We start from the raw sequence: 15,010 nt of genomic DNA, 5'->3' as shown, positions 1-15,010 counted from the left end.
TCCGCCGCCTTGCCGGGCCGGCCTGGAATTTAAGGAATTGGCACTGGTTTTGCGTTACGAATGGACGCTGTTCGGATCCAAAACTTTCCCGCTTGACGCCGCCTCCTGCTAGCCTATTTCACAACCGGACCACCAAACTTCACCTCGGAAGCCCCATGACGATTACCGATCTGGTCGCGCCCGAGGCGATTCTCCCGGCGTTGAAGGTCAACAGCAAGAAACAGGCGCTGCAGGAGCTGGCGGCGCGTGCGTCGGCGTTGACCGGACAGAATGAGCGCGCGGTGTTCGAGGTATTGTTGCAGCGCGAGAAGCTGGGGACCACGGCGGTCGGCTACGGCGTCGCCATTCCGCACGGCAAGCTGCCGAAACTGGAACGACTGTTCGGCCTGTTCGCGCGGCTGGAGCGTCCGATCGATTTCGAGGCGATGGACGGCCAGCCGGTCGACCTGATTTTCCTGCTGCTGGCGCCGGAAGGTGCGGGCGCCGATCACCTCAAGGCGCTGGCGCGGATCGCGCGCCTGTTGCGCGACCAGGACGTCGCCAAGAAACTGCGCGCTTCCCGCGATGCCCAGGCGATCTATTCGGTGCTGGCGCTGCCGCCGGCGAGCGCGGCGTAAAGGTAGCCTCAATCCTTCGAGATTATTTCCAGCCGGCATCCAGGCCGATGGCAGGCAAGGGCTTATGCGCCAAAAATACGCGGGCCGACTCCGATTAACCGGAAGCGGCCCGCCTATATCAACTTCACCGCCCCATTCAATGGCGGCGGCTTTGCCGCGCGTTCAGTGGACGCTGACGGCCTGCAGCTCGTTGCTCCAGGCATTGGCGATCGCGGCTTCACGGCTGTCGGTGAGCATGATCGGCTGGCCGCTCGCGGTATGCAGCGCGAACAGCTTCAGGCCCGGAGCAAGATGCGGTGCCTGCGGGAAAAGCCCCGGCACATCCTCGGAACGGATCTGTTTCACATAGGCGAGCTGGCCTTCACCGAGCAGCGCCAGCGCCTCGGGCGAGACGTCATTACCTTCAAACGCAATATTAACCTCAGTCATGGTCTCGACTCCTTCTGTAGACCAAGCGGTCGAGTCTGCTACTCGTTCCATTATTCGTGCTCATTGATAGCGATTGTCTTAACGACCTTTTCAGGTTCCGGCCTGGCGAGATCGATCGACAGCAGCCCGTTTTTCAGGTCCGCGCCCAGCACCTGCATCCCCTCCGCCAGCACAAAGGTGCGCTGGAAGTGGCGCGCGGCGATGCCGCGATGGATGTATTGCCGGGTTTTGTCGTCCTGCTGGCGGCCGCGGATGACGAGCTGATTTTCCTCAATCGTTACATCGAGTTGATCGCGGGTGAAGCCGGCGACCGCCAGCGTGATCCGCAATCGTTCGGGCTGGCCGTTGTGGCGGTCGCAGCGCTCGATGTTGTAGGGAGGATAACCGTCGGCACCCTTGACGACGCGATCAAGCGCACGCTCGATTTCGTCAAATCCCAACAGGAACGGGCTGGATAACGAAGGAACACGAGACATCACAAAGTCCTCTCGAAGCGACTTTGAGGGGCCCTTGCGGCACCCCATTTTTGGCCGTCCGGCGGTGTGCCGGGCGGTCAACCGCAATATGGGCATGATCTGCAAGGGGTTCAAGCGGTTCGGAAAACGGCTGGAATCCCGAAATGTCATTCCGGGGCGCGCGTCTTCGCGCCGCCCCGGAATCCAGATCAGGCGCCAAAGGGTCTGGATTCCGGGTCCGCGCTGAAGCGGGCGCGTCCGGAAATGACGGAAACCGGAGCTTACAGCCCGATCCGGCTGCGGCCGTCAGCACTGAACAGATGCAGCTTGTCGCGCGGGGCCGTGGCGCGGACACGCTGGCCGATGCCCGGCGCGCCGGTACCGGGGACGCGAATGATGACCTCGCCCGGCGGCAGTTCGCCCGGTCTGGCGCTCACCGTCGGGGCGTCGGCGGCCAACGAACGGATGCCATAGACGTAGGTTTCGGCGCCGACATGCTCGATCGCCTCCACACTAAGGTCGAGCGCGAGACCGCCTGCCGGCGTATCTCCCGATATGAGCAGGTCTTCCGGACGGACACCGAGAATGCCGTCGCCACTTGCGGCCTGAAAACCACCCGCGTCACGCAGCGGCATCAGATTCATCGGCGGTGCGCCGATGAAGGAAGCCACGAAGGTCGTCGCCGGCTTTTGATAGATTTGGAGCGGATTGCCTGATTGCTCGACTTGGCCGCCGTTCATCACCACCAGGATGTCGGCCAGTGTCATCGCCTCGAGCTGGTCGTGGGTGACGTAGATCGCCGTGGTTTTCAGCCGGCGCTGCAATTTCCGAATTTCGACGCGCATGGCGATGCGCAACTTGGCGTCGAGATTGGACAGCGGCTCGTCGAACAGAAACACTTTCGGCTGCCGCACGATGGCGCGACCCATGGCGACGCGCTGGCGCTGGCCGCCGGAAAGCTGCCGCGGCTTTCGTTGCAAGAGGGCGCCGAGTTCGAGAATTTTCGCGGCCTCGTTGACCCGTGTGTCGATTTCGTTTTCCGGCAAGCGGCGATTGCGCAGGCCATAGGCCATGTTGTTGTAGACGCTCATATGCGGATAGAGCGCGTAGTTCTGGAACACCATGGCGATGTCGCGCTCGGCCGGTTCGATCTCGTTGACGATACGTCTGCCGATGTCGATCTGGCCCGACGTGGTGGTTTCCAGCCCCGCAATCATGCGCAGCAGCGTGGACTTGCCGCAGCCGGAGGGGCCGACCAGCACGCAGAACTGGCCGTCTCCGACGTCGAGGCTGATACCCTTGATGGCCTCGAAGCCGCCGGCGTAGGTTTTGCGGACGTCGGTGAGGGTGACGTTAGCCATCGGGTCTTATTTCTCCGTCTCGACGAGGCCTCGCACGAACAGGCGCTGCATGAACACCACCACCGCGACCGGCGGCAGCATCGCCAGGATGGCGGTAGCCATCGCAAGCTGCCACTCCGCCAGCTCGTCGGTCGTGGCCAGCATTTTCTTGATGCCGGTGACGATGGTCTGCATCGAATCCTGCGTGGTGATCAGCAGCGGCCACAGATACTGGTTCCAGCCATAGATGAACTGGATCACGAACAGGGCGGCGATGGTGGTGACCGACAGCGGCAACAGCGTATCCTTGAAAAACCGGAACGGGCCTGCGCCGTCGATCTTCGAGGCTTCCAGCAATTCATCGGGAATAGTCATGAAGAACTGCCGGAACAGCAGCGTGCCGGTGGCGGATGCGATCAAGGGCAGGATCAGCCCGGCATAGGTATCGAGCATGTGCAGGTCCGCCACCACCTTGTAAGTCGGATAGATGCGGACTTCGACCGGCAGCATCAACGTTACGAAGATGATCCAGAATGCGGTCTGGCGGAACCGAAAGCGGAAATACACCACCGCGTAGGCCGACAGAATCGAAATGAAGATCTTGCCGACCGCGATGCCGATGGCGGAGACGAAAGAATTGACCAGCATGTGGCCGACCGGTTCGCGGCTGGTGCGCGAACCGCCGACGAAGATCGCCCGGGTGTAGTTTTCCAGGATGTGGCCGCCCGGCGATAACGGCATGTTGCCGCTGACCACGGTGGCCGCGTCGTGGGTGGAGGCGATCAATGCGAGGTAGACCGGAAATGCGACGATGAACACGCCGAAGGTGAGGATGGCGTAGGCGATGATGTCATTCCAGCGGCGGTGCTCGACCATCAGTACTGCACCCTGCGCTCGACATAGCGGAACTGGATCGCCGTGAGCGCGATGACGATCACCATCAGCACCACCGATTGCGCCGCCGAGCCGCCGAGATCGCCGCCGAGCCTGCCGTCGGCATAGACCTTGTAGACCATGGTGGTGGTGGCGCCGGCCGGCCCCCCGGCGGTTACCGCATCGATAATGCCGAACGTATCGAAGAAAACGTAGACGACGTTCACGACCAGCAGAAAGAAGGTGGTTGGGGACAGCAGCGGAAACACGATGGTCCAGAACCGGCGCAGCGGGCCGGCGCCGTCGATGGCGCCGGCTTCGAGGACGCTTTTTGGAATCGACTGCAGCCCGGCCAGGAAGAACAGAAAGTTGTAGGAAATCTGCTTCCATACCGCGGCCATCACCACCAGGATCATGGCGTGGGTGCCGTTCAGCAGCGGATTCCAGTCAAGGCCCATCAGCCGCAGCGGCCGGGCCAGCGTGCCGAGCGTCGGATGGAACATGAAGATCCAAAGCACGCCGGCAACCGCGGGCGCGACGGCATAGGGCCAGATCATGAAGGTCTTGTAGACCGGGGCGGCCTTGAGGTTCTTGTCGGCCTGGGTGGCAAACAGCAGCGCGATGCCGAGCGACAGCACCGCAACCAAGGATGAAAACACCGCCGTCGTCAGCATGGCCTTGTAATATTCGGGCTGCGCGAACAGCGACTGGTAATTCTCCAGGCCGATGAATTCGGACGACAGGCCGAACGCATCCTCGCGCAGGAACGATTGCCAGACCGCCTGGCTGGCCGGCCAGTAGAAGAACACGAATGTAATGATGAGCTGCGGCACCAGCAGCAGATATGGAAGCAGCTTGTTGTTGAAGACCGCGGACTTTTCCATTCAGTGCGTCAAGGTGCCTGTGTTAGGTGAACTCCCCCTCCCGAACCGGGAAAGGGAGTTTTGCGGATGGCTTACTTTGCGGTCTTTTCAAATGTACGCAGCATGGCGTTGCCGCGAGTAACCGCCGCATCAAGCGCTTGCTGCGCTGTTTTCTGGCCGGCAAGCGCTGCCTCCATCTCCTCGGCCCAGATGTCGCGCATCTGCACCATGTTGCCGAAGCGCAGGCCGCGCGAATTCTCGGTCGGCTCCTGGTTGGTCAGTTCTTTCAGCGGCGTCTGCAGGATCGGATTCTTTTCGTAGAAACCGTCGGCCTTGGTCTTTTCATAGGCCGCCTTGGTGATCGGCAGGTAGCCGGACTCCTGATGCAGCCTGGCCTGACGGTTGGTGTCGGACAGGAAAGCGAAGAATTTCGCGACGCCCTTGTATTCGTCGGGCTTCTTGCCCCCCATCACCCATAGCGATGCCCCGCCGATGATCGAGTTCTGCGGCGCGCCGGTGACGTCAGGATAATAAGGCATGGGCGCCGATGTGAAATCGAATTTGGCGGTGCCCTTCGCGCTCGAATAATAACCTGACGAGGTCAGGAAGATTGCACACTCGCCGGAGCCGAAGCGTCCTTCGCTGGCATTGCCGCGGCCCGAATAGTCGTAGGTCTTGTCCTTCTGCAGATCGATCAGGTTCTGCAGATGTTTGACCTGCAGCGGCGAATTGAACTTCAGCTCGGTGTCGAAGCCGTCGAGGCCGTTGGCCTTGGTGCCGATCGGCACGTTGTGCCACGCGGAAAACTGCTCGATATGCGCCCAGGTCGCCCAGGCATTGGAGAAGCCGCATGTCGCGTGACCCGCCGCCTTCAATTTTTTTGCCGCATCGAACACTTCCGGCCAGGTTTTTGGAATGTCGGCGACGCCGGCCTTCTTCAATTCATCCTTGTTGATCCACATCACCATCGACGACGAGTTGAAGGGAAACGACAGCATGTCGCCTTTCGAAGTCGAGTAGTAGCCGGTGATGGCCGGCAGGTATGCCTTCGGATCGAACGGCTCGCCGGCGTCCTTCATCAACTGATAAACCGGCTTGACCGCGCCGGTGGCGCTCATCATGGTCGCGGTGCCGACCTCGAACACCTGAATGATATGGGGCGCGTTGCCGGCGCGGAACGCGGCGATACCGGCGTTCATCGTGTCGGGATAGCTGCCTTTGAAGGACGGGACGACCTTGTAGTCCGGCTGACTGGCGTTGAATTCTTCAGCAAGCTTGTTGACGATGTCGTTATTGCCGCCGGTCATCGCGTGCCACCATTGAATCTCGGTGACGGCATGGGCAGGCGAAGCGAGCGCAACAATGATTGCCGCAGCGGCGCCGAAATGTCGAAGTGCCATTCAAATCCCTCCCGGTTGGATCGTCATCTTCGTTTCGCGCGATATCAGCGCCGGATGACGTGCAAATGACCGTATAAGCGAAAGGATGTTAGGGGGAAAGCGGAGCCTAGGGGAAGCGGGAAAATAGGCGGGGGCGGGACATTCGTCATGCGCGGGCTTGACTCCGCGCATCCATCATCCTCGCAAGACTGTTTCGACGAAGATGGAGGGCCGGGTCAAGCCCTGCTGGATGCCCACATCTCGCCGTCATTGCCGGGCTTGACCCGGCAATCCATCCCCTTCGAAACGACTCTTTCGAAGATGGATGGATACGCGGGTCAAGCCCGCCTATGACGAGATGCGGGAATCCAGTAGAGTCGAGCCCGGCCATGACAGGTCGATTGCACGGTCCCGGCTCTGCGGTGCGGCATCAAGAATGCCGCGCCGCGTCCGGGACGATGCTGAGCTAGCGCTTCCGTTCCGGCCCGCAAACCACGCCCTTTTCGACCAGGGCGTCGATCTCGCCGGTCGAATAGCCGAATTCCGTCAGCACGGCGGTGGCATGCTGGCTGAATTTCGGCGGCACGCTGCGCAAGGACGCCTTGCTGCGCGAAAGACGGATCGGCGAGGCCACGCCCTTGTACCAATCCTTCTCGACGACATCGCCACGGTACGCGGTGTGGGGAGCGGTCAGCGCCTGGTCGATCGATTGCACCGGACCGGCTGGAAGACCTGCAGCGAGCAGCCGGTTGCACAGAGGTTCGGCCTCGTGCTGGCTGAACACGGCCGCGAGTTCGTCACGCAACGCGTCGCGGTTGGCGATGCGGTCCTTGTTGCGCGCAAAGCGCGGATCGGCGCCCAGTTCCGGCTTGCCGATTTCGCGCGCCAGCTTGCGGAAGGTGCCGTCGTTGCCGACCCCGATGAAGATGTCGTCGGTTCGGGTCGGAAAGATCGCGTAAGGAACGAGATTGGGATGCTCGTTGCCGGTGAGGCTCGGCGGCTTGCCGTGCATGAAATAATTCGCCGCGTGCGGATGCATGATGGCAAGGCCGGTTTCATACAGCGTGGTTTCGAGGAACTGTCCAAGGCCGGATTTTTGCCGCTCCGCCAGTGCCATCAGGATGCCGATCGCGGCGTAAAGCCCGGTGGTGATATCGACCAGCGGCACCCCGATGCGCATCGGCCCGCTCTGCGGCGAACCGGTCGCGGCGATCATGCCGGTCATGGCCTGGATGATGGCGTCATAGCCGGGATTGCCGCCGCGCGGCCCGTCGCCGCCGAAGCCAGAAATCCGGCAATGCACCAGCTTCGGATATTTTTCACGCAAGCTCTCGTTGCCGATGCCCCATTTTTCCAGCGTGCCGGGCTTGAAATTCTCGATCAGGACGTCGGCGCCCTGCAGCATCCTGAGCAGGACGGCGCGGCCGCCCTCCATGGCGAGATCGAGCCCGATCGAGCGCTTGTTGCGGTTGATGCCGACGAAGTAGGCCGCATCCTCATCGTGGAATGGCGGGCCCCAATCGCGCACCTCATCGCCGGCGGGCGGCTCGACCTTGATCACGTCGGCGCCGTGATCGGCGAGGATCTGCGTGCAATAAGGCCCGCCGAGCACCCGGGTGAGATCGATGACGCGCAGCCCGGTCATTGCGCCGGGGGAGGGGTTAGGGGGCATGGGCGGACTGCTCTGGACGTTGTGAACACGACATGAAGACATAAAACATCAGAGACGCTTCTTCGCAAATGCGCGGTCCGATGCCGACGTCAAATATCTAAATATCCCTCAACGCGAAAGCCCGCTTTGGCGATACGGGTCCTCAGCCTCCAAGGTCGGCATTTGGAGGCGTGCATTACTTCGCCGGCGTTGTGTTTCGCCAGTCCCCCGCCTACGCCCTTCGGGCTGCGGCGAGGCAGCCTTCGTTTGCCTGGCTACGAGAGGCTAGCGTGCGCTTGCCTAGCCGTAGCTTGCCAAGCAAGCGAAGGCTGGTGGAGCCAAGCGGGGTCGAACCGCTGACCTCTTGCATGCCATGCAAGCGCTCTACCAGCTGAGCTATGGCCCCGAATTAGCCCGCGCTTCAAACGGCGCGGGCGGCAACCTTGAACACAGTTCAGGGCTGATCTCAAGTCTCCTCGTCACCCCCGACGTCACCGATGATGTCGGTCACGTCCTCGTCGCTTTCTTCCTCGTCGGCGATGAAGGTGGAATCGTCGTCATCGTCGTCTTCAATGGTTTCGTCGATCTCGATGTCGTCCTCGGACTCCGGAACGACGGCCTTGACCTTGCCGCTATTCTCCTCGGCATCGGCTTCCTCCAGCGGCACCAACTCTTCGGCCTCGGCGGGCTCCGGGGTAGCCTCGGCGGCAGATGCGGCGGCGGCGGCGCTGGCGCGGGCGGCCGCGTCGGCGCGGGTCCGCGGAGGCGCAATCGGCGCAATCGGCACCACCTCGCCTGTATAGGGTGAGATTACCGGGTTCTTGTTGAGATCATAGAATTTCTTGCCAGTCGTCGGGCAAATACGTTTGGTTCCGAGATCGGATTTGGCCACGTGGGGGATCCTGGGAATTTTTCGAAAAACGGTGCTTCACTTGGCTAGTTGCGCTGCCCCTGTCAATAGCGCTTTGCGATGATGGACGGCCGCGTGACGGGGCGTGGCCCATGTGTTACGTGCGGCGCGCGCAGAGGACACAATCTTGACCCATTTTCACTCCTCGACTCCGCTGGAAGCCCGAGCCGGCGGCGCCTTGACCGGAACCGTCCGCGTTCCCGGTGACAAGTCGATATCACACCGCGCCCTGATCCTGGGCGCACTGGCGGTCGGCGAAACCCGGATCACCGGACTGCTCGAGGGCGAAGACGTGCTCAATACCGCCCGGGCGATGCAGGCGCTGGGCGCGCGGGTCGAGCGCCGAGGTGCAAACGGCGCTGCTGTCTGGTCGGTCCGCGGCGTCGGTGTAGCCGGTTTTGCCCAGCCGGACGCGCCGCTCGATTTCGGCAATTCCGGCACCGGCTGCCGGCTGGTGATGGGCGCGGTGGCCGGCTGTCCGATCGCGGCCACCTTCGACGGCGATGCATCGCTGCGTTCCAGGCCGATGCGGCGCGTGCTCGATCCGCTGGAACTGATGGGCGCGCGGGTCGCCGGCGCCAAGGAGGGCGGCCGGCTGCCGCTGTCGCTGCAAGGCGCGCGCGATCCGCTGCCGATCCTCTATCGTACCCCGGTGGCGTCGGCGCAGATCAAGTCCGCGGTACTGCTGGCGGGACTGTCGGCGCCGGGTATCACCACGGTGATCGAGACCGAGGCCAGCCGCGACCACACCGAACTGATGCTGCAGCATTTCGGCGCCGAGATCGCATCCAAGCGCGACGGCAGCCATGGCCGCAGGATTGCGCTGACCGGACAACCGGAATTGCACGGCGCCGACGTCGCGGTGCCGGCCGATCCGTCATCGGCCGCGTTCCCGATCGTGGCGGCGTTGATCGTCGGGGGCTCCGAGATCGTGCTGACGGACGTGATGACCAACCCGCTGCGCACCGGGCTGTTCACCACGCTGCGCGAGATGGGTGCCTCGATCGAGCAGAGCGAGGTGCGCGGCGACGCCGGCGAGCCGATGGCGCAATTGCGCGTGCGCGCCTCAAGACTGCGCGGCGTCGAGGTGCCGGCGGAGCGCGCGCCGTCGATGATCGACGAATATCTCGTGCTGGCGGTAGCCGCCGGCTTTGCCGAGGGCACTACCGTCATGCGCGGCCTGCAGGAACTGCGGGTCAAGGAATCGGACCGGCTCGAGGCGACCGCGGCAATGCTGCGCGTCAACGGCGTCAAGGTGGAGATTGCGGGCGACGACATGATCGTCGAGGGCCGGGGACAGGTGCCCGGCGGCGGCCTCGTCGCCACCCACATGGACCATCGCATCGCGATGTCGGCGCTGGTGATGGGGCTTGGCTCCGACAAGCCGGTGAAGGTTGACGACACCGCCTTCATCGCCACCAGTTTTCCGACCTTTATCCCGATGATGCGCGCGCTCGGGGCGGAGTTTTCGTGAGGCAGTCCCGATGAGCCCAGCCTTCGACCGCGACGCGCTGCTTGATGCATTCGACCGCATCGGCTACGCCGCGATCGATGCCGGCACGAAGTTGCAGATCGCGGTCTATGGTGGCTCGGCGCTGATGCTGGCAAGCAATTTCCGTTTCGCGACGGGAGCCGTCGATATCGCCGAAATCGGCGACAGGTGGCCGGCGTGGCTAAGCCGCGTTGTCGCGGCGATCGCGCGCGAAAAGAACTGGAACGCGGATTGGCTCAATGACGCGGTGACATTTCATCTCAGTCCATTGGCCGAACTGCAGCGCGATCATCTGCCGTTCGGCAACTTCCCCCGCCGGACCGAGGCCGTGGGTCTGCCGACAAGCAGCATTTTGTGCTAAAACGCCTGTTATCCCAGGACCAGCCACCGATGCGCCCAAATACCCTCGCGGAAGCGACGACGAGAATTGAGCGGGGCGAACCGCTGGAAAAAGCGCTGTTCGAATTTCTCGATGCATTCCACACCGCTCCGGACGCCGCCAGCCGCATCGAAATGCTGCGCGACGAGCCGTTATTGATCGGCGCACGCCAGGACGCGCTGATCGGCGCGGTCGCCGAATATCTGTCGCATGAATATGCCCTGCCGCGCGTCCCGGCATGGGCTTTCAGGCCGTCGCGGTATCCTGACCATGCATGGCATACCACGGCATTTGAGAATGCCGCGATGCGCGAATATCTCACCTTCTCAAGCCCTGCCGAATTCGCCTCGCCAAACATATTCACCGAGGAACGGCCGTTGCGCCGCGCGCGTGGTCCTCTCAACCGTGCGGGACGCGCGCCGACATGATCATCGCCATCGACGGACCGGCCGCCTCCGGCAAGGGCACGCTGGGCAAGCGGCTCGCCCGGCACTACCGTTATCGCCACCTCGATACCGGCGTGATCTACCGCGCGGTCGCCAAGGCGCTGCTGGATGCCGGAGCCGATCTGACCGATGAGATGCTTGCGGTCTCCGCGGCGCTGGAACTTGATCCCGAAAAGTTCGGCGATCCGGCCCTGAAGACCCAGGCCGTGGGCGAGGCCGCCTCGGTGGTCTCCGCGATCCCGAAAGTACGGGAGGTTTTACTGAATTTTCAGCGGCAGTTCGCGGCCGATCCGCCTGGAGCCGTACTTGACGGCCGCGACATCGGAACCGTGATCTGCCCCGATGCCGACGTGAAAATCTTCGTCGTCGCCGATCCCAAGGTCCGAGCCCGCCGCCGCACCCTGGAAGCCCGGGCGCGGGGCGAGGATGCCGACGAGGCGTTGGTGCTGGCGGATATCCTCAAACGCGACGAACGCGACCAGAACAGGGCCGTTGCGCCTTTAAAGCCGGCAAAAGATGCATACTTGCTCGATAACTCGCAGTTGGATATAGAAGGCGGCGTCCGGGCCGCCATCGACATTGTCGAGGCCGTCCGAGCGGGCCGGCTTAGGGTTTGACGCCCTGCCGTCATTGGAGGAAAGCCCGCTCCCGGTCTTGAGTTCGAAAGCTCTGACCCCGGACAAAATCAACGTATCGATCGTGCAGGCATGCTGCCGGCCCGCTCTCGTGAATTTTTTGCGAGGCGGTTGTCGGGACTTGCGGACCCCGACGCTTCACGGAGCGATGCGCCCTTTAACCCGAATGGCCGGCGACACCCGCATCTGGAGAACACATGGCTTCGACTGCTTCTTCCTATAGTCCCTCGCGCGACGATTTTGCCGCGATGCTCGATGAATCCTTCGCCGGCGGAAATCTGCAGGAAAGCTCCGTCATCAAGGGCATCGTTGTCGCGATCGAAAAAGACATGGCCGTGATCGACGTCGGCCTCAAGACCGAAGGCCGGGTGGCGCTTCGCGAATTCAACGGCCCCGGCCGCGAGGCCGACCTCAAGGTCGGCGACGAGGTCGAGGTGTTTCTCGACCGCATCGAAAATGCGCTCGGCGAAGCCGTGCTGTCGCGCGACAAGGCGCGCCGCGAGGAAAGCTGGGGCAAGCTGGAAAAGGCCTTCAACAACAACGAGAAGGTTCACGGCGTCATCTTCAACCAGGTCAAGGGCGGTTTTACTGTCGATCTGGACGGCGCGGTCGCCTTCCTGCCGCGCTCGCAGGTGGACATTCGCCCGATCCGCGATGTCGCACCCCTGATGAACAATTCGCAGCCGTTCCAGATCCTCAAGATGGATCGCCGCCGCGGCAACATCGTGGTGTCGCGCCGCACCGTGCTGGAAGAGACCCGCGCCGAGCAGCGCCAGGAACTGGTGCAGAACCTCGAAGAGGGCCAGGTGATCGACGGCGTGGTCAAGAACATCACCGATTACGGGGCGTTCGTCGACCTCGGCGGCATCGACGGCCTGCTGCATGTGACCGATATCGCCTGGCGCCGGGTCAATCACCCGACAGAGGTTTTGACCATCGGCCAGACCGTGAAGGTGAAGATCATCAAGATCAACCACGAAACCCACCGCATCTCGCTCGGCATGAAGCAGCTGCTGGACGATCCGTGGCAGGGCATCGAGGCGAAGTACCCGCTCAATGCGCGTTTCACCGGCCGCGTCACCAACATCACCGACTACGGCGCGTTCGTTGAACTGGAGCCCGGCATCGAGGGCCTGATCCACGTCTCCGAAATGTCGTGGACCAAGAAGAACATGCACCCCGGCAAGATCGTCTCGACTTCGCAGGAAGTCGAAGTGCAGGTGCTCGAAGTCGATTCCGTCAAGCGCCGGATTTCGCTCGGTCTGAAGCAGACCATGCGCAATCCGTGGGAAGTGTTCATCGAAAAATTCCCGGTCGGCTCCACCGTCGAGGGCGAGGTCAAGAACAAGACCGAATTCGGCCTGTTCCTCGGGCTCGACGGCGACGTCGACGGCATGGTGCATCTGTCCGACCTCGACTGGAAGCTTCCCGGCGAGCAGGTGATCGACAACTTCAAGAAGGGCGACATGGTCAAGGCCATCGTGCTCGATGTCGATGTCGAAAAGGAGCGCATCTCGCTTGGCGTCAAGCAGCTCGAAGGCGATCCGTTCGCAGAGCCGGGCGACGTCAAGAAGGGCGCCGTCGTGACCTGCGAGGTGCTCGAGGTGAAGGAAAGCGGCATCGAGGTTCAGATCTCCGGCACCGACTTCACCACCTTTATCAAGCGGTCCGAACTGGCGCGCGAGCGCTCGGATCAGCGCGCCGAGCGTTTCGCGGTGGGCGAGAAGGTCGATGCGCGCGTGATCCAGTTCGACAAGAAGGCCCGCAAGGTGCAGGTGTCGATCAAGGCGCTCGAAGTCGCCGAAGAGAAGGAAGCCATCGCGCAGTACGGGTCCTCGGATTCCGGCGCGACGCTGGGCGACATCCTCGGCACCGCGCTCAAGGGACGCGCGGAGAAGTAAGGGCCGGCGTGGTCACAAATATGGGGCTTCGGTTTCGACCGGAGCCCTTTTTGTTTTTGTAACGGAGAAACTCATTTTGCGTCATGCGCGGGCTTGACCCGCGTATCCATCCATCTTCGGAATAGTCCTTTCGAAGGGGATGGATGGCCGGGTCAAGCCCTACTGGATGCACACATCTCGCCGTCATGCCCGGCCTTGTGCCGGGCATCCACGTCTTTCTTTCTGATGTGGAGCAAGACGTGGATGGCCGGGACAAGCCCGGCCATGACGTAGAACGCGCTGCCCGGCCTTATGCCGGGCATGACGTAGACCGCGCTGTCATGCCTGGCTTTGCCGCGCATGACGGCGATGTGTGCATCCAGTAGGGTCAAGCCCGGCCATGACGCCGGGAGAGGCACGCCGAGCCTTCAGCATGATCCACCCTGGCGAAACCACATCCAGGTAGGGCCTTGTTTTCTTCATATTGCATCGCAATTGATGTAATCAGATAACCCGATGGCTACGCTGCGGATGCAAAACGCGGGGCAGCTCAGGAGAACTTCGATGCCGCTTGATTCCGATGTGATCGTCGACCGCCGCAGGATGCGCCGCAAGCTGACGTTCTGGCGCGTCGCCGCGGTGGCGGTGGCGATTGCGGCGATCTTGACGGTGGGAGTGCTGGCGACGCCGGCGGGCCGTCAGGCGCTCGCGGTGTCCGGCTCGATCGCGCGCGTCAACATCGAGGGCCTGATCCGCAGCGATACCGAACGCGTCGAGGCGCTGGGGCGGCTTGAAAAATCACCGGCCGCGGCGGTGGTCGTGCACATCAACTCGCCCGGCGGCACCACCGCCGGCTCCGAGCAGCTTTACGACGCGCTTGTTCGCCTGAAGGCGAAGAAGCCGCTGGTGGTGGTGGTCGACGGGCTGGCCGCGTCGGGCGGCTACATCACGGCAATCGCGGCCGATCACATTGTCGCCCAGCAGACCTCGCTGGTCGGTTCGATCGGCGTGCTGTTTCAGTTTCCGAATTTCACCGAATTGATGAAAACCGTCGGCGTCAAGGTCGAGGAGGTGAAGTCGTCGCCCCTGAAAGCGGCGCCGAACGGTTTTGAGCCGACCAGCGAGGCCGCACGTGCCGCGCTCGATGCGCTGGTGAAGGATACCTATGCGTGGTTTCGCGGGCTCGTGAAAGAGCGCCGCGGCATGGACGATGCATTGTTGGAAAAAGTCGCCGACGGGCGCGTCTTCACCGGACGCCAGGCGGTCGATCTCAAGCTGATCGACCAACTCGGCGACGAGAAGACCGCGATCGCGTGGCTGGTCGCGAACAGGAATGTCAAAAGCGATCTGCCGGTACGGGACTTCAAGTTGACGCCGCGGTTCAGCGATCTGACGTTTCTGCGGACTGCCGCCTCGATCACGCTGGATGCGCTCGGTTTGAGCGCGATGGCGCGGCAGATCGAGCAGGCCGACGTCGCGCAAGCGATCGAACAGCTCGGCGCCGGCGGCATGCTGGCGCTATGGCGTCCGGGAGCGTCGAACTAAACCCTGTAAGTCCCTTTCCGTCGCATTCTCCCGCAATGCGGGCCTTGTCGCACCCCCCGATCCGGCCGTTTTGTCACGTGTTTTCGCAACCCCGTAGTTTCATTTAGCGTCTTGAC

The 15,010-nt window shown here is 62.6% G+C and carries 15 protein-coding genes and 1 tRNA gene; 7 read left to right on the top strand and 9 right to left on the bottom strand.

Translation table 11 applies throughout. The features are described from left to right. Positions 1 to 155: 155 nt before the first annotated feature. On the top strand, positions 156 to 617 hold the full coding sequence (gene ptsN, locus ACFE72_RS12325) for a PTS IIA-like nitrogen regulatory protein PtsN (RefSeq protein WP_375413378.1): 462 nt from the start codon (positions 156 to 158) through the stop codon (positions 615 to 617). Positions 618 to 779: 162 nt separating this feature from the next. On the opposite strand, the gene ACFE72_RS12320 is transcribed toward ptsN, so the two are convergent. From ACFE72_RS12320 to ACFE72_RS12280, 9 genes are all read right to left on the bottom strand, one after another. Beyond that, positions 780 to 1,046, bottom strand: a complete 267-nt coding sequence (locus tag ACFE72_RS12320) for a DUF1150 family protein (RefSeq protein ID WP_375413377.1) — start codon at positions 1,044 to 1,046, stop codon at positions 780 to 782. Between the two features lie 50 nt (positions 1,047 to 1,096). Then, complete coding sequence (locus tag ACFE72_RS12315; protein WP_375413376.1) at positions 1,097 to 1,522, bottom strand: Hsp20 family protein; 426 nt, start codon at positions 1,520 to 1,522, stop codon at positions 1,097 to 1,099. A gap of 260 nt (positions 1,523 to 1,782) precedes the next feature. Then, positions 1,783 to 2,862 (bottom strand): sn-glycerol-3-phosphate import ATP-binding protein UgpC, encoded by a 1,080-nt coding sequence (locus ACFE72_RS12310; protein ID WP_375413375.1) that lies wholly within the window; start codon positions 2,860 to 2,862, stop codon positions 1,783 to 1,785. 6 nt (positions 2,863 to 2,868) lie between these two features. Then, the gene (gene ugpE, locus ACFE72_RS12305) at positions 2,869 to 3,717 is read right to left on the bottom strand and encodes a sn-glycerol-3-phosphate ABC transporter permease UgpE (RefSeq protein WP_375413374.1); all 849 of its coding nucleotides are present in this window, start codon (positions 3,715 to 3,717) and stop codon (positions 2,869 to 2,871) included. Further along, positions 3,717 to 4,598 carry a sn-glycerol-3-phosphate ABC transporter permease UgpA gene (ugpA, locus tag ACFE72_RS12300; RefSeq protein ID WP_375413373.1) on the bottom strand — a complete coding sequence of 294 codons (882 nt, stop codon included), beginning with the start codon at positions 4,596 to 4,598 and terminating at the stop codon, positions 3,717 to 3,719. The genes ugpE and ugpA overlap by 1 nt, the downstream gene beginning before the upstream one ends. Before the next feature lie 71 nt (positions 4,599 to 4,669). Next, positions 4,670 to 5,977 carry a sn-glycerol-3-phosphate ABC transporter substrate-binding protein UgpB gene (ugpB, locus tag ACFE72_RS12295; RefSeq protein ID WP_375413372.1) on the bottom strand — a complete coding sequence of 436 codons (1,308 nt, stop codon included), beginning with the start codon at positions 5,975 to 5,977 and terminating at the stop codon, positions 4,670 to 4,672. 445 nt (positions 5,978 to 6,422) lie between these two features. Further along, positions 6,423 to 7,628, bottom strand: coding sequence for a CaiB/BaiF CoA transferase family protein (locus ACFE72_RS12290; protein ID WP_375413371.1), 1,206 nt, complete (start codon positions 7,626 to 7,628; stop codon positions 6,423 to 6,425). A 309-nt stretch (positions 7,629 to 7,937) separates the two neighbouring features. Beyond that, a tRNA-Ala gene (locus tag ACFE72_RS12285) sits at positions 7,938 to 8,013 on the bottom strand. Between the two features lie 60 nt (positions 8,014 to 8,073). Continuing rightward, complete coding sequence (locus ACFE72_RS12280) at positions 8,074 to 8,499, bottom strand: TIGR02300 family protein (RefSeq protein WP_375413370.1); 426 nt, start codon at positions 8,497 to 8,499, stop codon at positions 8,074 to 8,076. A gap of 145 nt (positions 8,500 to 8,644) precedes the next feature. Between ACFE72_RS12280 and aroA the strand changes: the two genes are divergently transcribed. The 6 genes from aroA to sppA all read left to right on the top strand — a co-directional run bounded on the left by aroA (position 8,645) and on the right by sppA (position 14,894). Further along, positions 8,645 to 9,991 carry a 3-phosphoshikimate 1-carboxyvinyltransferase gene (gene aroA / locus ACFE72_RS12275; protein ID WP_375413369.1) on the top strand — a complete coding sequence of 449 codons (1,347 nt, stop codon included), beginning with the start codon at positions 8,645 to 8,647 and terminating at the stop codon, positions 9,989 to 9,991. 10 nt (positions 9,992 to 10,001) lie between these two features. Beyond that, complete coding sequence (locus ACFE72_RS12270) at positions 10,002 to 10,370, top strand: hypothetical protein (protein ID WP_375413368.1); 369 nt, start codon at positions 10,002 to 10,004, stop codon at positions 10,368 to 10,370. A gap of 29 nt (positions 10,371 to 10,399) precedes the next feature. Beyond that, complete coding sequence (locus tag ACFE72_RS12265) at positions 10,400 to 10,816, top strand: hypothetical protein (RefSeq protein WP_375413367.1); 417 nt, start codon at positions 10,400 to 10,402, stop codon at positions 10,814 to 10,816. Further along, positions 10,813 to 11,451, top strand: coding sequence for a (d)CMP kinase (cmk, locus tag ACFE72_RS12260; protein ID WP_375413366.1), 639 nt, complete (start codon positions 10,813 to 10,815; stop codon positions 11,449 to 11,451). Before ACFE72_RS12265 ends, cmk begins: the two co-directional genes overlap by 4 nt. A 215-nt stretch (positions 11,452 to 11,666) precedes the next feature. Beyond that, positions 11,667 to 13,370, top strand: coding sequence for a 30S ribosomal protein S1 (gene rpsA, locus ACFE72_RS12255; RefSeq protein ID WP_375413365.1), 1,704 nt, complete (start codon positions 11,667 to 11,669; stop codon positions 13,368 to 13,370). 543 nt (positions 13,371 to 13,913) lie between these two features. Continuing rightward, positions 13,914 to 14,894 (top strand): signal peptide peptidase SppA, encoded by a 981-nt coding sequence (gene sppA, locus ACFE72_RS12250; protein WP_375413364.1) that lies wholly within the window; start codon positions 13,914 to 13,916, stop codon positions 14,892 to 14,894. Positions 14,895 to 15,010 lie beyond the last annotated feature (116 nt).

The organism is uncultured Bradyrhizobium sp., from assembly GCF_964252615.1.
Lineage (GTDB): Bacteria > Pseudomonadota > Alphaproteobacteria > Rhizobiales > Xanthobacteraceae > Bradyrhizobium.
Note: the sequence above shows the minus strand (reverse complement) of the source record. Positions and strands in the feature narration are given on the sequence as shown.